The 21,812-nt window shown below is 63.9% G+C and carries 20 protein-coding genes and 1 pseudogene; 11 read left to right on the forward strand and 10 right to left on the reverse strand.

Annotated features, from left to right (window positions below):
- The first annotated feature begins 43 nt into the window (after window positions 1-43).
- Together eutH and LOY26_RS10005 are read left to right on the forward strand one after the other, a co-directional pair.
- Complete coding sequence (eutH, locus tag LOY26_RS10000) at window positions 44-1,276, forward strand: ethanolamine utilization protein EutH (protein ID WP_186659945.1); 1,233 nt, start codon at window positions 44-46, stop codon at window positions 1,274-1,276.
- A gap of 116 nt (window positions 1,277-1,392) precedes the next feature.
- Entirely contained in the window at window positions 1,393-2,193 is an 801-nt protein-coding gene (locus LOY26_RS10005; protein ID WP_095063582.1) for a helix-turn-helix transcriptional regulator, read from the forward strand.
- Between the two features lie 59 nt (window positions 2,194-2,252).
- Here the strand turns inward: LOY26_RS10005 and LOY26_RS10010 are convergent, their stop codons facing one another.
- The 3 genes from LOY26_RS10010 to LOY26_RS10020 form a co-directional block, all read right to left on the reverse strand.
- The gene (locus tag LOY26_RS10010) at window positions 2,253-3,524 is read right to left on the reverse strand and encodes a D-arabinono-1,4-lactone oxidase (RefSeq protein ID WP_186659947.1); all 1,272 of its coding nucleotides are present in this window, start codon (window positions 3,522-3,524) and stop codon (window positions 2,253-2,255) included.
- Between the two features lie 28 nt (window positions 3,525-3,552).
- Complete coding sequence (locus LOY26_RS10015; protein ID WP_186659949.1) at window positions 3,553-4,320, reverse strand: SDR family NAD(P)-dependent oxidoreductase; 768 nt, start codon at window positions 4,318-4,320, stop codon at window positions 3,553-3,555.
- 144 nt (window positions 4,321-4,464) lie between these two features.
- Window positions 4,465-5,337, reverse strand: a complete 873-nt coding sequence (locus LOY26_RS10020) for a LysR family transcriptional regulator (protein ID WP_186659950.1) — start codon at window positions 5,335-5,337, stop codon at window positions 4,465-4,467.
- Window positions 5,338-5,471: 134 nt separating this feature from the next.
- On the opposite strand from LOY26_RS10020, the gene LOY26_RS10025 reads away from it, so the two are divergent.
- Genes LOY26_RS10025 through catA form a run of 3 tightly spaced genes read left to right on the forward strand, consistent with a single transcriptional unit; the run spans window position 5,472 to window position 7,894 of the window.
- Window positions 5,472-6,593 carry a muconate cycloisomerase family protein gene (locus LOY26_RS10025; RefSeq protein WP_186659952.1) on the forward strand — a complete coding sequence of 374 codons (1,122 nt, stop codon included), beginning with the start codon at window positions 5,472-5,474 and terminating at the stop codon, window positions 6,591-6,593.
- A 31-nt stretch (window positions 6,594-6,624) separates the two neighbouring features.
- Entirely contained in the window at window positions 6,625-6,915 is a 291-nt protein-coding gene (gene catC, locus LOY26_RS10030) for a muconolactone Delta-isomerase (RefSeq protein WP_033698745.1), read from the forward strand.
- A gap of 43 nt (window positions 6,916-6,958) precedes the next feature.
- Complete coding sequence (catA, locus tag LOY26_RS10035; protein WP_258714664.1) at window positions 6,959-7,894, forward strand: catechol 1,2-dioxygenase; 936 nt, start codon at window positions 6,959-6,961, stop codon at window positions 7,892-7,894.
- Window positions 7,895-8,164: 270 nt separating this feature from the next.
- On the opposite strand, the gene LOY26_RS10040 is transcribed toward catA, so the two are convergent.
- The 7 genes from LOY26_RS10040 to LOY26_RS10070 all read right to left on the reverse strand — a co-directional run bounded on the left by LOY26_RS10040 (window position 8,165) and on the right by LOY26_RS10070 (window position 16,184).
- Window positions 8,165-9,523: an MFS transporter gene (locus LOY26_RS10040; protein WP_258714665.1), complete on the reverse strand. Its 1,359-nt coding sequence runs from the start codon at window positions 9,521-9,523 to the stop codon at window positions 8,165-8,167.
- A gap of 90 nt (window positions 9,524-9,613) precedes the next feature.
- Window positions 9,614-10,921 (reverse strand): MFS transporter, encoded by a 1,308-nt coding sequence (locus LOY26_RS10045; protein ID WP_238347559.1) that lies wholly within the window; start codon window positions 10,919-10,921, stop codon window positions 9,614-9,616.
- A 22-nt stretch (window positions 10,922-10,943) separates the two neighbouring features.
- Window positions 10,944-12,188, reverse strand: a complete 1,245-nt coding sequence (locus LOY26_RS10050; RefSeq protein ID WP_033698740.1) for an OprD family outer membrane porin — start codon at window positions 12,186-12,188, stop codon at window positions 10,944-10,946.
- Between the two features lie 111 nt (window positions 12,189-12,299).
- On the reverse strand, window positions 12,300-13,259 hold the full coding sequence (locus LOY26_RS10055; RefSeq protein ID WP_186666211.1) for a PDR/VanB family oxidoreductase: 960 nt from the start codon (window positions 13,257-13,259) through the stop codon (window positions 12,300-12,302).
- A gap of 10 nt (window positions 13,260-13,269) precedes the next feature.
- Entirely contained in the window at window positions 13,270-13,746 is a 477-nt protein-coding gene (locus tag LOY26_RS10060) for an aromatic-ring-hydroxylating dioxygenase subunit beta (protein ID WP_258714666.1), read from the reverse strand.
- A 14-nt stretch (window positions 13,747-13,760) separates the two neighbouring features.
- Window positions 13,761-15,035, reverse strand: a complete 1,275-nt coding sequence (locus LOY26_RS10065) for a Rieske 2Fe-2S domain-containing protein (RefSeq protein ID WP_033698731.1) — start codon at window positions 15,033-15,035, stop codon at window positions 13,761-13,763.
- 231 nt (window positions 15,036-15,266) lie between these two features.
- Window positions 15,267-16,184 (reverse strand): LysR family transcriptional regulator, encoded by a 918-nt coding sequence (locus tag LOY26_RS10070; protein WP_258714667.1) that lies wholly within the window; start codon window positions 16,182-16,184, stop codon window positions 15,267-15,269.
- A 522-nt stretch (window positions 16,185-16,706) separates the two neighbouring features.
- Between LOY26_RS10070 and iacA the strand changes: the two are divergent.
- The 6 genes and pseudogenes from iacA (at window position 16,707) to LOY26_RS10100 (ending at window position 21,810) form a co-directional block, all read left to right on the forward strand.
- Window positions 16,707-17,877: pseudogene (iacA, locus tag LOY26_RS10075) on the forward strand (indole-3-acetate monooxygenase).
- A 17-nt stretch (window positions 17,878-17,894) separates the two neighbouring features.
- Window positions 17,895-18,257: a hypothetical protein gene (locus tag LOY26_RS10080; RefSeq protein WP_033698732.1), complete on the forward strand. Its 363-nt coding sequence runs from the start codon at window positions 17,895-17,897 to the stop codon at window positions 18,255-18,257.
- A gap of 15 nt (window positions 18,258-18,272) precedes the next feature.
- The gene (locus LOY26_RS10085) at window positions 18,273-19,547 is read left to right on the forward strand and encodes an aromatic ring-hydroxylating dioxygenase subunit alpha (protein ID WP_258714668.1); all 1,275 of its coding nucleotides are present in this window, start codon (window positions 18,273-18,275) and stop codon (window positions 19,545-19,547) included.
- A gap of 14 nt (window positions 19,548-19,561) precedes the next feature.
- Window positions 19,562-20,038 carry an aromatic-ring-hydroxylating dioxygenase subunit beta gene (locus LOY26_RS10090; protein WP_258714669.1) on the forward strand — a complete coding sequence of 159 codons (477 nt, stop codon included), beginning with the start codon at window positions 19,562-19,564 and terminating at the stop codon, window positions 20,036-20,038.
- Between the two features lie 10 nt (window positions 20,039-20,048).
- A complete protein-coding gene (locus tag LOY26_RS10095) occupies window positions 20,049-20,801 on the forward strand; it encodes an SDR family NAD(P)-dependent oxidoreductase (protein ID WP_033698728.1) in 753 nt (250 codons plus the stop codon).
- Window positions 20,802-20,850: 49 nt separating this feature from the next.
- Window positions 20,851-21,810 (forward strand): PDR/VanB family oxidoreductase, encoded by a 960-nt coding sequence (locus LOY26_RS10100; protein WP_258714670.1) that lies wholly within the window; start codon window positions 20,851-20,853, stop codon window positions 21,808-21,810.
- Window positions 21,811-21,812: the final 2 nt, after the last annotated feature.

A 21,812-nucleotide genomic window follows, 5' to 3' on the forward strand; every position in this document is an offset into this window, starting at 1 on the left:
CAGTCCTGCCAACCCTATAACGCTTACAAGAATGAGGCGGCAAATGGAAAACATCGGCACCTATGTCATCTACGTCATCATGGTGTGCGCGGTACTGGGCGCCGTGGCATCCATCTACAACCCGGAGGGTGAACTGGGCCAGGAATTCATCGCCGGCCTGCACAGCATTGGCCCGATCTTCATCCCCGTGGCCGGCATCATGGCGGCAATCCCGTACATATCCGCAGGCATCAGCCAGCTCATCGCGCCGCTGTTCCTGGCGTTGGGCGCCGACCCAGGGATTGCCGGGCCGATCTTCATCGCCTCTGACATGGGCGGCTACCAGTTGGCCAAGGCCCTGGCGCAAAGCCCGGAAGGCTGGATCCTCGGCCTGATCACCGGCTTCCAGTCCGGTTCGACGATCATCTTCGTGATCCCGGTGGGGCTGGCCATGCTGCGCAAGGTCGACCACAAGTACATGGCCTTGGGGATCATGGCCGGCTTGTTGACCATTCCCGTCAGCATCATGGTAATCGCCATGACCATGCAACTGCTCGGCCTGGAGGTGCGGCCGGACATCGCCACCACCGGCGCGGCCACCCAGGCGCTGCATTTCACCTGGCCGATGCTGGTGCGCAACCTGATGCCGTTGATTCTGTTCTGTATCGTGCTGGCCGCCGCGCTGCGCTACTTCCCGACGCTGATGGTGTACGTGTTCCTCAAGCTCGGTCAGTTCATGTATATCGGTGTGGTGCTGGTGCTGGTGGCCTCCATCGTCCAGTACTTCACCGGCTTTTTCAGCGCTGTGTTCGGTAGCTGGGGCTTCGCCCCGATCATCGCTGATGCTGACGACCAGTTCCGCGCGCTGGAAATTGCCGGCTACGTTGGCCTGATGCTGTGTGGGGCGTTCCCCATGGTGCACCTGCTCAAGCGCTTTCTGGCACGGCCCATCGAGCGGGTCGCCTCGCGGTTCGGCATGTCCGGGGTCGGCGCCGCCGGAGTGCTGGCCGCCTCGGCCAACATTCTGGCCATGTTCAGGCTGGTGAGCGAGATGCCGCCCAAGGACAAGGTGCTGGTGATCGCCTTCTCGGTGTGCGCCGCCTTCACCTTCGGCGACCACATGGCCTTCTCCGCCAACTTCCAGCCCTCGCTGATTCTGCCGCTGATCATCGGCAAGCTCAGCGGTGGCCTGTTCGCCATGCTGCTCGCCAGTTGGCTGGCCGTACCCAAGGCTGTGGAGATGGGGCGCGAGGACGATGCCGCCAGTGCCTACAAGGTAGCCGCCGAACCGTCCTGACCGAAAAACGTCGCCGACATGATCCGGAGCGCCCTGGGCGCCCCGGATTTTGTGCTTTTTGCGGTGCAGGGCGGTAAGTTGCCCAGGGGCTTGTGTGCACGACAGCGGGGTGAGTGATGACATTGGAAGAAGCGAACAGGCTGGCGGCGGTGATCGATGCGATCGGCACGGACGCTTTGGGGCCGGCCATCGATGCGCTCTTACGGGCAAAACTGGCATTCGAGATGAGCTGTGGTTATCTGTTCAAGTTCAACCAGCATGCGCTGCTGGTGCATAACGGCTACAACGATTCGGTGTCCGAGCGCACGCTGAACGCCTACGTGCGGGGCGGCTACCTGCTCGACCCGTTCTATGTCGCCTGTGTCAACGAGCACCCGGGCGGGCTCTGGCGCATGAGCGAGCTGGCGCCCGACAGTTTCTATGCTTCAGGCTTTTCCATCTCCAAGGACATCCACCCGTGCGTGTCGTCCGACTACGGCACCTCGGTGGAGGAGGTGGGGTTCATCATTGCGCTGCGGCCTCAGGTGGCCGTCGTCTACTCGCTGATGCGCAACCTCAGCAGTGGCAGCTTCAGCGAAGACGACATGCAGGTGCTGGCTGCCATGGCGCCCGTGCTGGCCTCGGTGCTGGGCCAGCATTGTCGGCTGCGCTACGCCGATTACCTGCGCGATGCGCCTGCCGAGGGCGGGGTGCTGGAAGATGCCTTTGTCGAGATTTTGCAGGGGCAGTTGACCGAGACCCAGCGCTACATAGCCAAGTTGCTGTTGCAGGGGCACAGCAATGCGTCGATTGCCAGGCAACTGAACATCTCGGATGGCACGGTGAAAGTGCACAAGCACAATATCTACCAGCGGCTGGAGATCTCCACCAACGCCGAACTGTTTCGCCTGTTCATCGATTACCTGGCCAAGGCCTGAACGCCTGAAACGCACAACGCCCGAGGGGCTGCCTCGGGCGTTGTGCCAAGCGTTGCGGCTTACTTGAACAGCGGGCTGAGGTGCTCGCTCAGGTAGATACCCTGGGGGTCGAGCTGGCGGCGCAGGTTGCGAAAATCCTGGGCACGGGGGTAGAGGGCACTGACGTCGTCACCGGTCAGGAAGTGCAGCTTGCCCCAGTGCGGCCGAGCGCCGTATGCGCGCAGGATCTGGTCGACCGCACGCAGGTAGTCCCAATAGTCGGTGCCCGGCTGGCCAGACACCGAAATGGTCACGCTGTCCTGCTCGAAGAACGGGCTCATCCAGGCGCCGTCGCCGGCGGTGAAGCGGTACTCGATGGGGTAGATCGCCTCGGGGAAGTCCTCGAGCATCAGCTTGCGCACCGCCCGCAAGGCTTCCTTGCTGTGCCGGAGGGGCACGGCATATTCCAGTTCATGGAAGTTGGGCAGGTACTCGATCGGGTACACGTCCGAGCTGTAGGCGACTTTCTCGAATTCGCTTTCCCAGGCCGGGCGGTCGGTGATGTCCATGACTTTCACCTCGCACACATCGGAGGTGCGCCCACTGGTGGAGGTTGCCGCCGTGTCCGGCAGGCAGTAGCAGTGCCGGCTCTGCTCGTAGGGGCACCAGAAGAAGCTGAAATGGCGGTGCGTGCGCGCCAGTTCATCGTGCTTGTCCATCACGCTTTCGAAGTCTTCACGCCAGATGCGTTCGTGCAGGTTAAAGCTGTCGGTCACCTGCAAGGTCAGCTCTGACACGATCCCCAGCACGCCCAGCGATACTCGGCTCGCCTGCAGCAAGTCGGGCGTACTTTCATCCACCACGATGATCTCGCCGTTGGGTTGAACCAGCTTCAGGCCAACGATCGAAGAAGCCAGGTTGCCCAAGGTCAGGCCGGTGCCGTGGGTGCCCGTGGTCAGGGCGCCGGCGATCGACTGGCTGTCGATGTCGCCCTGGTTGACCATCGACAGGCCGGCCGCCCGCAGCGCCTTGCCGAAGGCGTTGATGGTGGTGCCGGCGGCTGCGGTGACGCGTTTTTGCTCAAGGTCGATGTGGCGCACACCGCTCATGTTGCCCAGCGACAGGTGCAGGCCGTTGGTCAGCGCCACCGGGGTAAACGAATGCCCGGAACCCGCCACGCGCACGTTCATGCCATTGGCGCTCGCCTGGCTGACCAGGGTGCACAGCTCGTCTTCGTTGGAGGGGGCGCCACGTGCCGCGCGGATACACGACTGGTTGCCCGCCCAGTTGCGCCAGTGCGCCTGGTCGAGCCCGAACTCGTTGATGTGCATGTTGTTCGATGAGGTGCTCACGTTGCTCTCCTGCCCATTATTATTGTGATCAGATGGCGGTGTAGCCGTTGTCGGCAAACAGGTGGGTGCCGTTGACGAAACTGGCATCGTCGCTGGCCAGGAACAAGGCCGCGGTGGCCACCTCCGAGGGTTGGCACAAGCGCCCCTGGGCGGCGGCGATCGCGTGTTCGCTGACATCTACCCCGTGCTTGCGCAGCATGGCGATTTCGCGCAGGCCGTGGTCGGTGGCGATGAAGCCTGGGCAGATCGCGTTGGCACGGATGCCGCGGTCGCGGAACTCCACGGCGATGGCCCTGGCGAACATGTGCGTGGCGCCTTTGCTGGTGCAATACAGCACCTCCATGGGCGTGCCCACCACCGCCGAAATCGACGACGTGCAGACGATGCTGCCACCGCCTGCCGAGAGCATGCCCGGCAATACCGCCTTGGTGACCAGGAACATGCTTTTCACGTTCACGGCCATGATCCGGTCCCACTCTTCTTCGCTGGTTTCCAGGAAGGGCACGGCGGCCAGGATGCCGGCGTGGTTGAGCAACACGGTGATTGGCCCGAACGCTTGTTCCACGGCCGCGACTGCGGCTTTGACCTGCTGCGCGTCGGACACATCGGCGGGTGCGAACAGCACGTGATGGCCGGCATCGCGCAATTGCCGAGCCACCTCGGCGCCTTTGCTGCCCGGCAAGTCGACGATACCGACCCGCGCCCCCTCTGCCGCGAACAGTTGCGATGCGGCCAACCCGCACCCTCCCGCGCCGCCTGTAATCAGCGCGACCTTGCCATTGAGACGTCCCGTCATGTTCGACTCCGCGCTGCGCCGGAAGCCGGCGCAGCAATGGTTTTCTATTGAGTGTTTGTGATGCCTCGGCACTGTGCGATCGCGTGTCGGAGCATGAAACACTTCAACGGGAACATCCATATACCGAAGGGTATACGGGGCAGGTCAGGGGGTCTGTTGGGCAATCAACGCCAGGCAGCGCTGCACGATCGGGCTCACATCGCCCTTGCGACGGCTGAGAATGATCGGGCTGACGGCACTGCTGTCGAGCAAGCCGACATACGCGATGTCGGTGCGGTGCTGCTGTTGCACAGAAGCCGGCACCAGGGTAACGCCGAGCCCGACCGCGACCAGGCCGATGGCGGTCTGCAGTTCGTTGGCCCATTGGCTGATCTTCAGGGTCATGCCGTGATGGGCGAACAGTGCCAGCACATGGTCGGCGTAGCTGGGCCGGGGGTTGGCCGGGTAGAGGATGAAGGGCTCCTTGGCCAGTTGGGCGAGGGTCAGTGGGTTGCCCGTCAGCGGGTGACCCTTGGGCAACACCGCGACCAGTGGGTCTTCGCACAGCACCTGCTGGAGGATGGCCGGGTCATCGATACGAATACGGCCGAAGCCGATATCGATGCGGCCACTCTTGAGCGCCTCGACCTGCTGCAGCGTGGTCATCTCGCTCAAGCCCAGCTCCAGCTCGCTGTCCTGGCGCAACTCGCGGATCAGCTCTGGCAGCACGGTGTACAAGGTCGAGGGGGCAAAGCCGATGCCCAGCCACTGGCGTTGCCCCTGGCCGATGCGGCGGGTGTTGTCGCTGATGTTCTCCAACTGCTGCAGCACGGTGCAGGTCTGCTCGTAGAAAAACCGCCCAGCCTCGGTCAGGCGCAGCGGGCGCTCACGCACCACCAGCAACGTGCCGAGCTGGTCTTCGAGCTGGCTGATCTGTCGGCTCAGCGGCGGCTGGGCGATATGCAGCAGCTCGGCGGCGCGGGTGAAGTTCAGTGTTTCGGCCAGCACCTTGAAATAGCGAAGGTGGCGCAGCTCCATCAGACCTCCAGGGTATGGTGGGAGATTCATTTGATATTGGACGGCCGGCAGGTTGTCGCGCAATGCTTGATTAATCAAGTAAATGCAGTGTCGGGCCCGCAGTGTGCGGCCCGACCAGACGGGACCTGCCGACCATGACCAACGCCCTGATCGAACGTGTAGACGCCATTATCGTCGACCTGCCGACCATCCGCCCACACAAGCTGGCAATGCACACCATGCAGCAGCAGACCCTGGTGGTCTTGCGCCTGCGCTGCAGCGACGGCGTCGAAGGTATCGGCGAGGCCACCACCATCGGTGGCCTGGCCTATGGCTACGAGAGCCCCGAGGGTATCAAGGCCAACATCGACGCGCACCTGGCGCCGGCCCTGATCGGCCTGCCGGCAGACAACATCAATGCCGCCATGCTCAAGCTGGACAAGCTGGCCAAGGGCAACACCTTTGCCAAGTCGGGTATCGAAAGTGCCTTGCTCGATGCCCAGGGCAAGCGCCTGGGCCTGCCGGTCAGCGAACTGCTGGGCGGCCGCGTGCGTGACAGCCTGGAAGTGGCCTGGACCTTGGCCAGTGGCGACACCGCCCGCGATATCGCCGAAGCCCAGCACATGCTGGAAATCCGCCGCCACCGCGTGTTCAAGCTGAAGATCGGCGCCAACCCGGTGGACCAGGACCTCAAGCACGTGGTGGCGATCAAGCGCGAGCTGGGCGACAGCGCCAGCGTGCGGGTCGATGTCAATCAGTACTGGGACGAGTCCCAGGCCCTGCGCGCCTGCCAGGTGCTGGGCGACAACGGCATCGACCTGATCGAACAGCCGATCTCGCGGATCAACCGTGGCGGCCAGGTGCGCCTGAATCAGCGCAGCCCGGCGCCAATCATGGCTGACGAATCGATCGAAAGCGTCGAGGACGCCTTCAGCCTGGCCGCCGACGGCGCGGCCAGCATCTTCGCCCTGAAAATTGCCAAGAACGGCGGCCCCCGTGCGGTGCTGCGCACTGCGCAGATCGCCGAAGCAGCCGGTATCGCCCTGTACGGCGGGACCATGCTCGAAGGCTCGATCGGCACCCTGGCTTCGGCCCACGCGTTCCTCACCTTGCGCCAATTGACCTGGGGCACCGAGCTGTTCGGGCCGCTGCTGCTGACCGAAGAAATCGTCAACGAGCCACCGCACTACCACGACTTCCAGCTGCACATTCCACACACACCGGGCCTTGGCCTGACCCTGGACGAGCAGCGCCTGGCGCGCTTCGCCCGCCGCTGATCTTGAAACTGAACGCCTAAGGAGAACCCGCATGCTGTTCCACGTGAAGATGACCGTGAAACTGCCGGTCGACATGGACCCGGCCAAGGCCGCCCAGCTCAAGGCCGACGAAAAGGAACTGGCCCAGCGCCTGCAACGCGATGGCACCTGGCGCCACCTGTGGCGCATCGCCGGGCACTACGCCAACTACAGCGTGTTCGACGTCCCCAGCGTCGAGGCCCTGCACGATACCCTGATGCAACTGCCGCTGTTCCCCTACATGGAGATTGAAGTGGACGGCCTGTGCCGGCACCCTTCGTCGATCCACAGCGACGACCGTTGAGTCGTCCCTGACTACCTGACAAGAACAATACGAGGTAAGCAAAATGACCGTGAAGATTTCCCACACTGCCGAGATCCAGTCGTTCCTCGAGAGGGCCGCAGGCCTTGGGCACGCCGAGGGTAACCCGCGCTTCAAGCAGATCATCCTGCGCGTGCTGCAGGACACTGCCCGCCTGATCGAAGACCTGGAAGTGAGCGAGGATGAGTTCTGGCATGCCGTGGACTACCTCAACCGCCTGGGCGGTCGCAATGAGGCAGGGCTGTTGGCGGCGGGCCTGGGTATCGAGCACTTCATCGACCTGCTGCAGGATGCCAAGGATGCCGAAGCCGGCCTCACCGGCGGCACCCCGCGTACCATCGAAGGCCCGCTGTATGTTGCCGGTGCGCCTGTCAGCCAAGGCGAAGCGCGGATGGACGACGGCACCGACCCGGGCGTGGTGATGTTCCTGCAGGGCCAGGTATTCGACACCGAGGGCAAGCCGTTGGCGGGCGCTACCGTCGACCTGTGGCACGCCAATACCCAGGGCACCTACTCGTACTTCGATTCGAGCCAGTCCGAGTACAACCTGCGCCGGCGCATCATCACCGATGCTGAAGGCCGCTACCGCGCTCGCTCGATCGTGCCGTCCGGCTATGGCTGCGACCCACAAGGGCCGACCCAGGAATGCCTGAACCTGCTCGGCCGCCATGGCCAGCGCCCGGCGCACGTGCATTTCTTCATCTCGGCACCGGGGCATCGCCACCTGACCACGCAGATCAACTTTGCGGGTGATCAGTACCTGTGGGATGACTTTGCCTATGCCACCCGCGACGGGCTGATCGGTGACCTGCGCTTTGTCGAGGATGCAGCGACGGCGCGTGACCGAGGCGTGCAAGGGGACCGCTTTGCCGAGCTGGCGTTCGACTTCCAGTTGCAGCCTGCCAAGGCGCCTGAGGCGGAAATCCGCAGCCATCGGCCGCGTGCCTTGCAAGACGGCTGAGATCAGGGGTTGCGTGCGCTTGTGAGATGACCGCAAGCGCGTTTCTACAGGATTTATCGTTTGTGCCTGGGCCTTTCCGTGCGGGGAGGGTCCGGGCTTTTTTGTGGGTACACGGCGGTGGCGCGCAAATGCCACAGGCCTCACTGGCCTGAAACAAATGTGGGAGCGGCGGTGCGGCGATCCGACTTGCCCCGCGAAGCGCCGCGCGGGCGGCGCTCGATCTGATAGGCGCTGAAAATGCCAAGCCAGGCACCCGGTGCCCCCAACCCCTCAGCTCCCGACCGGATGCTCGCGTTGCATGCTGTGCCGGAAGCACTTGCAGCCTTTGGCCAGCAGCACGATGGCCAGCAACGACGCGGCGAAGCTGACGATCGACATCGACGAACCGACGGCTGCCGGCACTCCGAAGTAGCGGTCGGTGATCAGCGCCACCAACGTGGTCCCCAACCCCAGGCCCAGCAGGTTGCTGATCAACAGGAACACCGCCGATACCTGCGCACGTACCTGGTTCGGCGAGAGGATCTGCATGGCTGCAGTGGACGCCGGCATAGGGAACGAAGCGAAGAACATGGCCGGCACCAGCAAGGTCACCGACAGCCACAGCTGGTCCACCTGCGAATACAGCACGGCCGGTACGATCATGCCCAACGCGCCAATCACTCCGGTGCGCATGGCCGCATCGCTGCGCCCACGCTTGGCCAGGTGGTCGGTCAGCCAACCGCCGAATACCACCCCCGTGGTGTTGGCCACCAGCAAGATGGTGCCGAGCATGAAACCGGCCTGCTCAGGGCTCATGCCGAACTTGCGGATGTACAGCGCGGGTGTCCAGCTCATCATGCAGAACAGTGCCATGGCGTAGAACGAGAAGCCCAGGTAGTGGCAGCTGAAGGTCGCCCGGTGACGGCCGATGAAGCGCAGGCCATCGGTGAGTTTCACTTTGCGTACGTTACCGTCTGCATCCAGCTGCGCGCCCTTGCGCTCCGGGTTGCGCACCGTCAGCCAGATCAACAGGCCAACGATCACACCGGGCAAGCCGACAATGAAAAACGCCAGTTGCCAGGCCTTCATGGCGCCCAGGAACGCCACCTCGATGGTTTGTGCGTCCTTGAGCAAGGTAATCACGTAGCCGCCAACCAGAAAGGCAATGCCACCACCGACGAACGAGCCGATGGAGTAGATGCCCACTGCGCGGCCGAGCTTCTCCTTGGGGAACAGGTCGCTGAACATCGAATAGGCCGAAGGCGACAGCGCCGCTTCGCCGACCCCCACGCCGATACGAGCGAGGAACATCTGCGTGAAGTTCTTGCTCAGGCCGCAGGCGGCCGTGGCGAAGCTCCAGAAAATCACCCCGACCGCGATGATGCGTGGCCGCGAGAAGCGGTCGGCCAAGTAGGCGATGGGCATGCCCATGAAGGCGTAGAACAGCGAGAACGCCAGGCCGTGCAGCAGGCTGAACTGGGTATCGCTCAATTGCAGGTCGGCCTTGATCGGTTCGATCATCAAGGCCAGGATCTGCCGGTCAACGAATGAGAAGATGTAGGCCACCATGCACAGCAGGACCACATACCATTCGTAGACGTAGCGTTTTTTGCTTGGCTTGAGGTGTTGCGCTTGGGTGAGGGTGTTCATGCACGCGAGCTCCTGATTTGGACAGCCCTGATGTGGAAAGCCTGATGGCCTCATCGCAGGAGCAGGCTGCTCCTGCCAAGGGGGCTACCGTCAGTTATTTTCTGCAGCGGTCTGTGGCTTGATGGAAATCACCGCCAGGGTGGTAATCGCGCCCATCACCATGAGCATCACCGACACCGGCCAGGCGTCCTTGTACACACTGAACAGTGCGGTCGCTGCCAGTGGCGCCAGGCCACCCGAGAAGATCGAGGCAATCTCGTGCCCCATGGCCAGCCCCGAATAACGCACCTTGGCCGGGAACAGCTCACCCATCAGCGCGGGCTGGGTGCCGATCATGGCGCCGTGACAGAAGGCCATGCCCAGCAACGCCGCCAGGTACACCCACACGGGTGAGTGGGTATCGAGCATCCAGAAGAACGGGAACGCCAGCACCATCAAGCCGACCGAGCCGATGGCATACACCACCCGCCGGCCAATGATGTCCGACAGCCAGCCCCAGAACACGATGGTGCCGGCCTCGACGATCATCGCCACCATCACGCTGGCCAGCACCAGCTGGGTATCCAGCCCGGTGAACTTGGCATAGGCGATGGTGAAGGCCAGGAACAGGTAGGCACTGCCGTTCTCTGCGATGCGGATACCCATGGCCTGCAGCACCGCCTTGGGGTGCTTGCGCAGCACTTCCATGGCCGGCATGTGCTCGGGTTTGTCCTGCTGGGCCTGCTCTTCGACGAAGGCCTTGCTCTCTGGCAGGCTGCGGCGGATGTACACGCCCACGCCAAAGATCAGGATGCTGGCCAAGAAGGGCACCCGCCAGCCCCAGCTCATCATGTCGTCGACCGGCAGCATCTGCACCAGGTAGAACGCTGCGGCAGACATCACGAACCCGCCGGAAACACCCAACTGGCTCCAGGCCGCATAGAACCCGACCCGGTCCTTGGGTGCATTCTCGCTCAGCAGCAGCACGCCGCCGCCCCATTCGCCGCCCGAGGCGACGCCTTGCAGCACGCGCAGGATGACCAGGCAGGCGGGGGCCAGGTAGCCGGCCTGCTCGAAGGTGGGCAGCAACCCCATGGCAAAGGTTGCCGCACCCATGATCGCCAGGGTCATCACCAGGGCCTTCTTGCGCCCGGCCTTGTCACCGATGTGGCCGAAGATCAGGCCACCCAGCGGGCGTGCCAGAAAGCCCACGGCGAAGCCCGCGAACGAGGCCATGGTGCCGAGCACCGGGTCGGTGCCGGCGGGGAAGAACAGCGGGGCGAAAATCAGCGCCGCCGCCGTGCCATAGAGGAAGAAGTCATACCATTCCAGGGCGTTGCCCAGGACCGAGGCAATGACGATGCGGCGCATGGTGCGCGGGTCGGTATCACGGGTGATGTTGGTGTTCAGGTTACTCATGAGCCATCTCCATGCGGGCCGGTCACCAGAACTTCCAGGTGTAGGAAGTGATCAGGCGATACTCGTTGTAGTCGTTGCCGTACTGTTGCTGGGTACGCATGTTCTTGAGGTCGAAGGCCAGGTCCTTGAGCGGGCCGCTCTGGACCACATAACTGAGCATGATGTCGCGCTCGCTTTCCTGGTCCCGTGCAAGGCCCGGGCCGCGGTCGATGTCGGTGCCTTTGATGTAGCGGGTGAACAGCTTCAGCCCGGGCAGGCCGATGGCGGCGAAGTTGTAGCCGTAGCGCACCGACCAGCTGCGTTCGTCCGGGCGAATGAACGGCAGGCCTGCCCAGTTCGGCAACCACAGCTGCGGCACGTAGCCGTTGAGCGTCGGGAACACGGTGTCGCCGGTCATGCGCTGGTAGCTGAGACCCAGCATGTGCCCGCTTTTTTCCAGGGTGACCAGGCCGAAGTAGGCGCGGTTATCCACGGCGCCGCTGCGCGCGGCGCCGTCTTCGCGGTTGTTGAAATAGCCGACGTCGGTTTTCAACTGGTAACCATCGGCAAACTTCAGGGCGTGCTTGATGCCACCGTAGTCCTGCTTGTAGATGTCGTTGAGCACGCCATGGAAGTAGCTGGCTTGCAGGTCCGGGGTCAGCGCATAGGTGGCGCCGGCGAAGTCCAGGCCATCACTGTCCTGGTCGTCGCGGGTGCCGTAGCGGTACAGGCGCTCGTGGTTGGACGACTCGCGGGTGACGATCGACCAGAAGCGCCCGCCGACCAGGGTCAGGTTGTCGATGTCGCGTGATTCGATTACCGCGCCCTGGTAAAGGGTGTCGAGCTGGCGGCTGGGGTCGTTGGAGGCGACTGGGTAGAAGGGTTTCTGGTCACCGATCAGCACCTTGGTCTTGGCGTACTTGAGCTTCAGCGTCGCACCGCCGCGGCTGTAGTCGTCGGCGGCTTGCTGGCGATGGCGGCTGTAGGGTAGCGAGCCATCATTGCCGGTGGCGTCCAGGCGCAAGGCGTACTGGCCATTGAGGTCGAGGCCGACTGCCAATGGGGTATCGGTGTAGCCAGATTCGAACTGCAGGTCGAAGCCCTGCGACCAGTTGCCGACCTTGGACACCGGTGCACTGGGGTTGGTGAAGTTACGGTTCAGGTAGAGGTTTCTGAAATTGAGCGAAAGGTGGCTGTCATCCACCACGTCGGCCAAGCAGGTCAGGGGTAATACAGCGCCCACACACAGGCAAAACGGTTTCGCACGCAACGGCCATTTGAGTTCCATGGGGTAATCCTGGAAGTGTGATCAGTACAAGTCCTGGGCAGTTGTTCAACTGGGCAGAAGGGGCTGCAGGTCTTGCGCCCGCTTGTCTGTCACGTATTTGTTTTTGTTTTTCTAGATATCCAGCACCAGGCGCTTGCCGCGCGCCCGGGAACAACACAACACGATCTGTTCGTTGGCGTGTTTCTCCTCGTCGGTCAGGTAGTGGTCACGGTGGTCGGGTTGGCCTTCGAGCACGTCGCACAGGCAGGTGCCACACACGCCTTGCTCGCACGACACCTCGACCTTGATGCCGACGCTGCGCAGCGCTGCGGTCAGGGTCTGGCCCTGTTGCACCTGCACGGTCTTGCCGCTGCGCGCGGCCACCACCTCGAAGCTGCCGCCCGAGGTGTCGACCTCGGCCTGGAAGTACTCGTGGTGGATATGCGCGTCGTCGTAGCCTTGCTGGCGTGCGCCCTCGATCACCCAGTCCATGAAGCTTGCCGGGCCACAGGTATAGAGGTGCACACCTGGCGTAGCCGGGCCGAGTACCTGGGCCAGGTCCAGTTGCTGCTCAGGGCCTTCGTCGCTGAAGTGGGTGAACACGCTGGCGGCAAACGGTGCGGCGAGCAGTTCGTCGACGAACGCGCAGCGGCTGCGCGAGCTGCCGCGGTAGTGCAGTTCGAACGGCTGCCCTTGGGCATGCAGGGCATGCGCCATGGCGATCATCGGGGTGATACCGATGCCGCCGCCCAGCAACAGCGAGCGCGTGGCGTCGCCGGCCAGCGGGAACAGGTTGCGCGGCGCACTGATGCGCATCGGCGTGCCGGGCAGCAGGTGCTCGTGCGCCGCCACCGAGCCGCCGCGGGACTGGCTGTCCTTGAGCACGCCAATGCGGTAGACATTGGTGTGCGCGGGGTCGCCGCACAGCGAGTACTGCCTGACCAGGCCGGGTGCCAGGTGCAGGTCGACGTGGGCGCCCGCCGCAAAACGCGGCAAGGTCTGGCCGTCGACTGCGGCCAGCTCCAGCACCAGCACGTCGCCGCCTTGCACCTCGCGGGCTTGCACGATCACTTCGAGCAGTGGGTCGATCATGCCGGTGGCCCTAGAGGATGTAGCCGATACCGGCAAGGGTATCGTCGCTGTTGATCAGGCTGATGACCTTGCGGTGGATCTTGAAACCGCCCGCCGCCCGCACCAGGGTGTAGGTCAGGTCGGCGCTGTAGTGCTTGAGGCTTTCCTTGCGGAACTCCCGCACGTTCTGCGCGCAGCGCACGGTGACGTTGACGCCGTCGTCGCCCAGCACCCGAAAGCGCGACAGCGTGCGCACGGTACGCGGTTGCGGGCTGGTGGATATCGACTCGCCGCCAATCAACCGCTGTACCCGCAGGCCACGCATGTGGTGGTCGTCGTAGGCGTAGTTGAGGGTGTTCTCGTAGTCGCTCTGCTTCGGGTCGATGGGGATGATGTACGTGCCTTTTTCGGTCCATTGGCCGAGCCAGGCGTCGTACTCGCCGTGGTCGAGCATGTCGCCTTCCTGCCAGATGAAGGCGGTGACTTCTTGCAGCAATTGCAGGTTCATAGGGTTCTCCATGCTCACGCCGACATCATCTTTTTCCACTGCTGGTACGCCGCACGCATGCCGGTTTCGGCACTCACGTCGGACACCAGGCCGTCTGCGCTGGGCGTCTCGCCGGGCAGGCCGCGGTTGAGCATGATCCACAGGTCTTCACCGGCCCGGGCGCCTTTCTGCACCCGTTCCCACGCTTCGGAATCGTCCGGGGTGCCGAAGCCCATCGGGCCTTGGAAGTGCTCGTGCAGGCGCAGGCGGTAGCGGTTGGCTGCGGCCGGGCCGCCGTCCATGGTGATCACCGAGTGATGGATTTCGGTCTCGGTCACCGAGATCGGCTGCAGCACGCGGAAGAACGCCATCGAGCAGGCGACGTTGGGGAACAGGTTGAGGTTGAAGCCCGAACCGCCGACGGCGCGCACGATGCGGCGCACTTGTGGCTCGTCGATGCCCTCGTCGCGCAGCTCGGCGGCCAGGGCCTCGAAGCGCTCCGGGATCGGCTTGTCGAGGTCGGCTTCCAGGTCCACCAGCTCGGGGATCATCACCATCACGCTGTGGCCGTTGCCCAGGTCCTCGACGTAGCCGGGGCCTTTGACGAAGTCGAACAGCTCCAGGGTCTGCTCGTCGACCGAGGACAGGAAGCTCTTGTGCACCAGCGGGAAGTGGTAGGCGTCGGTGGTGTTTTCCAGTTGGATCTTCCAGTTGCCGGGGAAGCGGAAGCGGTGCTCACCGGGGACCTTGATGCCGTAGCCGGCGCCTTGTTTCATGAACAGGTCCATCCACTTCCTGGCTGCGCCGAGGAAGTCTTCGAGCGGCTCGATGTCGTCCTTGAAGGTGGCGAAGACCATGCCGGCGTAGCTTTCGGTGCGCAGGCTGACCAGTGGCAGTTCGGCCTTGTCGATGCAATCGCCGTAGCTTTCCGGGTGGGGGATGCCGCGCAGCGAGCCGTCGAGGGCGTAGCCCCAGCCGTGGTAGGGGCAGACGAAGCTGTTGGTCTTGCCCTTCTTGTGCTCGCAGACCGTGGCGCCGCGGTGGCGGCAGCGGTTGAGCAGCACGTTGATGGCCTTTTTGCGGTCACGTACCACGATGACCGGCTGCTTGCCGATGAAGGTGGTCTTGTAGCTGCCCGCGTCCGGGACTTCACTCTCGTGAGCGACCCAGACCCAGGTGCTGTGGAAGATCTTCTGCAGCTCGGCGTCGAACAGGGCCGGGTCGGTGTAGAGGGAGGTGTGGACGCGGTCGTGCTGCACCAGCGCGGCCGGGTCGACCGTCAGGTTGACGGCGGGGATCAGGTTGCTCACGGGGTCACCTATGGGGCGTTTTCTTATGGGAGCAACGCTAAAGGGCAGGGGGGGGGGGCTCAATGACAGGGGCGATCAATGTCGTTGCGTTTTGTGCAACGGGGGGGATGGCAGGGCGTACGTCGTTGTTTTTTTGTTGGGGCGGAGATCGAGCGCCGCCCGCGCGGCGCTCGATCTCATAGGCGCTGCATAACCCAAGGCAAGCACCGAGGCAAACCCTATCTACACACATCACAACGCCATACGCACCGCCTTGGCCATCTCGGTCGCCAATTCCCGGCTCATGCCATCCAGGGTACGGCCCCGGCGCGTGACGATCTGGATATCGGTCGCGTTCATCGCCTCGCAATCAATGGCCAGGGCCTTGAAGGTGCCGCTCTTGAGCTCGTCGATGATCGGCAGCTCAGCCAGCAACGTGGCCCCCAGCCCCGACCGCACGAAATCCAGAATCACCGCCAGTGAGTTGGACGTGAGGGTCGGCACAATGGCAAACGGCTGGTCCTTGCACGCGGCATCCGCCAACTCGCGCACGCGGAAATTGGCACCGGGCAGCACCAGCGATTCCCGGGCCACTTCGGCAAGGCTGACCGTGGAGCGTTCGGCCATGCGGCTGTCGCGGTGCACGATCATCCGCAGTGGCTGCGCCAGGCTGAACAGCCGCGTCAAGCGGGCTGCAGGGTTGGGCGCAAACACCACGCCCAAATGCGCCTCGTCGGCCAGCACCATGCGCTGCACCTCCAAGGACGGGGCGCTGATGATCTCGGCCTTGTGCGCATTGTGCGCATGCAAGAAGCCCTGCAACGAATTGATCGCCCGGGCGCCCAGCAGGCCTTCGCCAATGGCGATCACCGTCGACGCCTGCTGGCGGGCGCGCAGTTCGTCCAGGCGGTTGACCAGCAGCGCGTGCTGGCGGGTGCGCTCGATGTAGTAGTCCACGGCCGCTTCGCCGGCGGCGGTCAGGCTGATGCGATGGGTGCCGGGGCGGACCAGTTCGATGCCCAGTTCTTCTTCCAGCCGGGCGATCTGCCGGCTGACCGATGAGGTGGCGACACCGAGCACTTCGGCAGCGGCGCGCATCGAGCCCTTGTCATGGCTCAGGTGCAGGTAGCGCAGGCGATGGTCCTGCAGATCGTTATGGCGGGTGGGCATGACCTCGACCTCGGGGTAATCACGGCAGGCATTGGCGTTTCCCCATCGATCCTGGTGGGGCGCTGGCTTGATGTTTTTCTTGTGTGCTCGGCGTGGGTTGGCCGGCGTTGTCGCGCTCCATGCCAGGCCATCCTACACGCGTTTTTTTCTGGCAGAAATCATGTGAAAAAGGCACTAAAAATTTTTCGTGATATCAGCATTGGTCTTTAGTTTTTTTTGCGCTGTTCAGGTCAGCCTATCTCTGCCTTTAAATTCATTCAAATCAGATAGATAAGCGGTTTTTTCTGGATCTTCCTGGGTGCTGCTAGCAGATTTTTCGTTGGTTTTAGCGTGAAAATTCAATTGACAATTCACGTAAATCGCCGCAAATATTTGTCACCGGCACCTAAAACAAGAGAGACAGACCATGCCGCCCAAACCTGCCTACGCCCCTCTGCATGGCCAGTGCTTGCCTTCACCGAGCCCAGCCAACACCCCCCACAAGCATCAGTACAAAAACCGCGCCTGAGACGGAGAAAGTCCATGGAATCGCTTTGCCTGCGTGCTGCGCCTGTGTCGGCGCTCGCTTCTGGCCCTGCCTTCGAGGCCTTGCTTGACGGTGTTCGTGATCGGGCTCGCCTCGGTGAGTTCGACCGCCAGCGCCACATATCCCGCGATGTGATCGACGCGTTCAAGGCCCATGGCGTGTACCGCGCCCTGGTGCCCAAACGCTTCGGTGGGCTTGAATGCTCGCCGGGTGCCTTCTGTGAAATGGTCGAACGCATCGCCCATGCAGACGGCTCCGCCGGCTGGGTGGCCAGCTTCGGCATGAGCCCTGTGTACCTGGCGGCGCTGCCGCTGGAAACCATCGCCGAGATCTACGGCAACAGCCCCGACACGGTGTTCGCCGGTGGCATCTTCCCGCCCCAACCCGCCGAGATCGTGCCTGGCGGCTTCAAGGTCAACGGCCGCTGGAAGTACTCCAGCGGCTCCATGGGCGCCGACATCGTCGGTGTCGGTATCGCCCCGCGCAACGGCGACAAGCTCGACCTGCCACGCCTGGCAGTGATGCCGCGCCAGCAAGCGCGCATCGAGCAGACCTGGGACACCGTCGGGCTGCTCGGCACCGGCAGCCACGACCTGGTGGTCGAGGACGTGGTGGTCGGCGAGCAGTGGACCTTCGTGCGCGGTGGCAAGCCCAACCTGGACGAGCCGTTTTTTCCGTTACCCCTCGCTGTCGTTCGCCACCCAGGTGCTCTCGGTGGTCGGCTTGGGCATCGCCCGCGCCGCGCTCGACGAACTGTCGGGCATGGCCAGTGGGCGCATTTCGGTCACCGGCGCCCCGGCACTGGCTGACCGGCCGCTGGCCCAGGTCGATGTGGCCAAGGCCGAGGCGGCGCTGCGCTCGGCTCGCGCGTTCTTCTACGAGTCCATCGAACGCGCCTGGGAGCACGTCCTGGCGGGCGACCCGGTACCGGTCGAGGTCACCAACCTGTTGCGCCTGTCCTCCACTCATGCCGCCCGCGTGGCCGCCGAAGTGGCGCGCAGTGTACAGATGCTCTCGGGCATGACCGGCATCTACAACGAAAGCCCGCTGGCCCGCTGCGTCAACGATGCGCAGGTAGTGACCCAGCACGCCTTCATGGGCGACGTCACCTACCAGAACGCCGGGGCGATGTTCTTCGGTAAACAGCCCCTTCCGGGCTACCTGTAACTTTCGGGATATTTGTCATGAGCGATAAGAAAACCTTGCGCGTGCTGTTCTGCATGGGCATCAACCAGAACTTCTTCGATGCCCCTCGCGAGGAGCAGCTTCAGGTGTGGGCCGCCTTCAGTGCGATGTGGAATGGCATCCACGACCTGGCCGGCGTGAACGTGCTGGGCAACATGGACGATGACCAGGGCATGGTCGGCCCGTCCGACGGCTTCCCCTGGACCACCTACCTGTTGGCTGACGTACCGGACATCGAGACCGTGCACGCCGCCTGCAACCTGTTCCGCACCACGGCCGTGGGCGAGGGGCCGTACAAGCTGTGGCGCTATGCCAAGGTCGAGGCCCGTGTCGGCCGCGAACTGATCATCCAGCGTGCCTGAGTAGAGGAAGCCCCCGTGAGCAATCTGATCCCCGCCGTCAACCTGACGGTCGACCCGGCCGCGCTGGTGCAGCACGACCGCGTCCACACCTCCCTCTACACCGACCCGGCCCTGTTCGAAGCCGAGCTGCAGAAGATCTTCCACAGCACCTGGGTCTGGGTCGCTCACGAGAGTGAAGTCCCGGACGCGGGCAGCTACAAGACCACCTTCATCGGCAAGCAGCCGGTCATCGTGGTACGTGACCGCAAAAAGGCCATCAACGTGCTGCTCAACCGCTGCCGCCACCGCGGCGCCACGGTCTGCGAGCACAAGAAGGGCAAGACCAACAGCTTCGTCTGCCCCTACCACGGCTGGGGCTACGCCCTCGACGGCTCGCTGCGCGGCATCCCCCACCCGGAAAGCTACGGCGATTGCATCGACAAGGCCGAACTGCCACTGGTCAGCCTGCGCACCGAAAGCTACGCCGGCATGGTCTTCGCCACCTTCAAGGACGACATCGAGCCGCTCGAAGACTTCCTCGGCGCAGCCAGGAAGTGGATGGACCTGTTCATGAAACAAGGCGCCGGCTACGGCATCAAGGTCCCCGGCGAGCACCGCTTCCGCTTCCCCGGCAACTGGAAGATCCAACTGGAAAACACCACCGACGCCTACCACTTCCCGCTGGTGCACAAGAGCTTCCTGTCCTCGGTCGACGAGCAGACCCTGGAGCTGTTCGACTTCGTCAAAGGCCCCGGCTACGTCGAGGACCTGGGCAACGGCCACAGCGTGATGGTGATGATCCCCGAGCTGGTGGACCTGGAAGCCGACCTCGACAAGCCGATCCCGGAGCGCTTCGAGGCCCTGGCCGCCGAGCTGCGCGACGAGGGCATCGACGAGCCACAAGTGCGCCGCATCGTGCGCGCCGTCGGCGGTTCGGGCTTCAACCTCAACCTGTTCCCCAACGTCGCCTGCTCGATGGCGTTCTTCCGCGTGCTGCAGCCGATCTCGGTGACCGAGACCGAAATCCATCACTCGGTGATCACCATGGACGGCGGCCCGGCCGCAGCCAACCGCTACCGCCTGCGCCTGCACGAGCACTTCCAGGGCCCGATGGGCTTCGGCACCCCGGACGATTCCGAAGCGTGGGAACGGGTGCAGAAAGGCGCCCGGGCCGGTGAAGACCTGTGGATCATGCTCAACCGCGGCCTGCCCGGCGAGACGCCCAGCGCAGACGGCCTAGTGTCCGACGTGAGTGCCGAAACCGGCATGCGTGCGGCGTACCAGCAGTGGAAAAAGATGATGTCGGCGTGAGCATGGAGAACCCTATGGACCTGCAATTGCTGCAAGAAGTCACCGCCTTCATCTGGCAGGAAGGCGACATGCTCGACCACGGCGAGTACGACGCCTGGCTCGGCCAATGGACCGAAAAAGGCACGTACATCATCCCCATCGATCCGAAGCAGAGCGACTACGAGAACACCCTCAACTACGCCTACGACGACCACCACATGCGTGGCCTGCGGGTGCAGCGGTTGATTGGCGGCGAGTCGATATCCACCAGCCCGCAACCGCGTACCGTGCGCACGCTGTCGCGCTTTCGGGTGCTGGGCGACGACGGCGTCAACGTCACCGTGCGCTGCGCGCAGAACGTGCGGGAGTTCCGCAAGGAAAGCCTCAAGCACTACAGCGCCGACCTGACCTACACCCTGGTGCGGGCGGCGGGCGGTTTCAAGATCCACCGCAAGGTGATCAGCCTGATCAACAGCGACGATACCCTTGCCGGTATCGGCTACATCCTTTGAGGAACTGGCCATGAACCAAGTTGCATTGGTAACCGGCGCCGGCCAGGGCTTGGGCCAGCGCTTCTGCGCCCAACTGCTTGCCGCGGGCTTTGACGTGGTGGTCTCGGACCGCGACCTGGCACTGGCCCAGGCCAGCGCCGCACACCTGCAGCAAGCGCAGCAAGGGCAGGGCGGCCGCACCCTGGCGGTCAAGCTCGACGTCGCCAGCAAGGCCGATTTCGAGCAGGCCCTGGCCCAGGTACTGGCGCATTTTGGCGCCTTGCACGTGGTGGTCAACAACGCCGCCGTGACCAAGACCACGCCGCTGATGCAAATCACCCCGGAGGAGCTCGACGCAGTGGTCGGGCTCAACCTGCGCAGCGTCTTCCTCGGCTGCCAGGTGTTTGGCGCGCACCTGGCCGAGGCCGGTTACGGGCGGATCATCAACATGGCCTCGCTGGCCGGGCAGAACGGTGGCACCGCCACGGGTGCCCACTACGCCGCGAGCAAGGGCGCGATCATCACCCTGACCAAGATCTTCGCCAAGGAATTCGCCGCCCGCGGTGTCACGGTCAACGCCATTGCCCCCGGCCCGATCGATTCGCCGGCGGTGCATGCCGCGGTACCAGCCGAGCGCCTGCCGGGCTTGCTGGCGAACATCCCGGTGCAGCGCCTGGGTGACGCCGGCTTCCTTGGCGACCTGATCGTGCAACTGGCGCGGCCCGAGGCCTATTTCACCACCGGGGCAACCTGGGACGTGAACGGCGGCCTGTTCATGCGTTGAAATTTTCGGGGGCGCAGCGCGCCTCCTGTCGTTACACGGGACACCGGCCATGAATGAACAATTGTTGAACGTAGTCGTGCGCAAGCGCGAGATCCAAGGGGCCGACGTGGTCGTCCTCGACCTGGGGCGTGCCGATGGCACGGCGTTGCCGGCCTTCGAGGCGGGGGCGCATGTCGATATCCACGTCGCGCCTGGCCTGGTGCGCCAGTACTCGCTGTGCAGCGACCCGGCCGATGCCACGGTGTATCGCCTGGGCGTGCTCAAAGACCCCGCTTCACGCGGCGGCTCGGTGGGGGTGCACGAGACCTTGCTGGAAGGGCGCGCGTTGCAGATCAGCGCGCCGCGCAACCTGTTCCCGCTGGCGGCGCAGGCGCGCCGCTCGATCCTGCTGGGTGGCGGTATCGGCATCACGCCGATGATCGCCATGGCCCATGCCCTGCACCAGCAGGGCGCGGACTTCGAACTGCATTATTGCGGGCGCTCGCGCAGCCGCAGTGCGTTTCTCGAGGCACTGGCGGCGGCGCCGTTTGCCGCACGGGTAGTGACCCACTTCGACGACGAAGACCCGGCACAGCGCCTTGACCTGGTGGCGGTGCTAGGCGCTGCCAACCCAGGTACCCACCTGTACACCTGCGGCCCGTCCGGCTTCATGGACTGGGTGATCGAAGGGGCTCGCCGGCAGGGTTATACCGAAGACCATATCCACAAGGAGTACTTCCAGGTCGAGGTCGATGCCAGTGGCGAAGGCTTTGAAGTGGTGGCCGCGCGCAGCAACAAGACCGTGCAGGTCGCCGAGGGGCAGACGATTCTCGAAGCGTTGGCGCAGGTCGGCATCAAGATTGATATTTCCTGCGAGCAGGGCGTCTGCGGGACGTGCATGTGCGAGGTGCTCGAAGGCGAGCCGGACCACCGCGATGTGTACCTGACCGATGACGAAAAAGCCGCGAACGACCAGATCCTGGTGTGCTGCTCGCGGGCCAAGTCCAACAAGCTGGTGCTGGATATCTGAGG

The sequence above is a fragment of the Pseudomonas sp. B21-047 genome (assembly GCF_024748775.1).
Classification (GTDB): domain Bacteria; phylum Pseudomonadota; class Gammaproteobacteria; order Pseudomonadales; family Pseudomonadaceae; genus Aquipseudomonas; species Aquipseudomonas capeferrum.

What these genes read in the sequence shown, in the direction of transcription:
- eutH (WP_186659945.1), top strand. Translation starts at nt 44, where the DNA reads ATGGAAAACATCGGCACCTATGTCATCTACGTCATCATGGTGTGCGCG.
- LOY26_RS10005 (WP_095063582.1), top strand. Translation starts at nt 1,393, where the DNA reads ATGACATTGGAAGAAGCGAACAGGCTGGCGGCGGTGATCGATGCGATC.
- LOY26_RS10015 (WP_186659949.1), bottom strand. Translation starts at nt 4,320, where the DNA reads ATGACGGGACGTCTCAATGGCAAGGTCGCGCTGATTACAGGCGGCGCG.
- LOY26_RS10020 (WP_186659950.1), bottom strand. Translation starts at nt 5,337, where the DNA reads ATGGAGCTGCGCCACCTTCGCTATTTCAAGGTGCTGGCCGAAACACTG.
- LOY26_RS10025 (WP_186659952.1), top strand. Translation starts at nt 5,472, where the DNA reads ATGACCAACGCCCTGATCGAACGTGTAGACGCCATTATCGTCGACCTG.
- catC (WP_033698745.1), top strand. Translation starts at nt 6,625, where the DNA reads ATGCTGTTCCACGTGAAGATGACCGTGAAACTGCCGGTCGACATGGAC.
- catA (WP_258714664.1), top strand. Translation starts at nt 6,959, where the DNA reads ATGACCGTGAAGATTTCCCACACTGCCGAGATCCAGTCGTTCCTCGAG.
- LOY26_RS10040 (WP_258714665.1), bottom strand. Translation starts at nt 9,523, where the DNA reads ATGAACACCCTCACCCAAGCGCAACACCTCAAGCCAAGCAAAAAACGC.
- LOY26_RS10045 (WP_238347559.1), bottom strand. Translation starts at nt 10,921, where the DNA reads ATGAGTAACCTGAACACCAACATCACCCGTGATACCGACCCGCGCACC.
- LOY26_RS10050 (WP_033698740.1), bottom strand. Translation starts at nt 12,188, where the DNA reads ATGGAACTCAAATGGCCGTTGCGTGCGAAACCGTTTTGCCTGTGTGTG.
- LOY26_RS10055 (WP_186666211.1), bottom strand. Translation starts at nt 13,259, where the DNA reads ATGATCGACCCACTGCTCGAAGTGATCGTGCAAGCCCGCGAGGTGCAA.
- LOY26_RS10060 (WP_258714666.1), bottom strand. Translation starts at nt 13,746, where the DNA reads ATGAACCTGCAATTGCTGCAAGAAGTCACCGCCTTCATCTGGCAGGAA.
- LOY26_RS10070 (WP_258714667.1), bottom strand. Translation starts at nt 16,184, where the DNA reads ATGCCCACCCGCCATAACGATCTGCAGGACCATCGCCTGCGCTACCTG.
- LOY26_RS10080 (WP_033698732.1), top strand. Translation starts at nt 17,895, where the DNA reads ATGAGCGATAAGAAAACCTTGCGCGTGCTGTTCTGCATGGGCATCAAC.
- LOY26_RS10090 (WP_258714669.1), top strand. Translation starts at nt 19,562, where the DNA reads ATGGACCTGCAATTGCTGCAAGAAGTCACCGCCTTCATCTGGCAGGAA.
- LOY26_RS10095 (WP_033698728.1), top strand. Translation starts at nt 20,049, where the DNA reads ATGAACCAAGTTGCATTGGTAACCGGCGCCGGCCAGGGCTTGGGCCAG.
- LOY26_RS10100 (WP_258714670.1), top strand. Translation starts at nt 20,851, where the DNA reads ATGAATGAACAATTGTTGAACGTAGTCGTGCGCAAGCGCGAGATCCAA.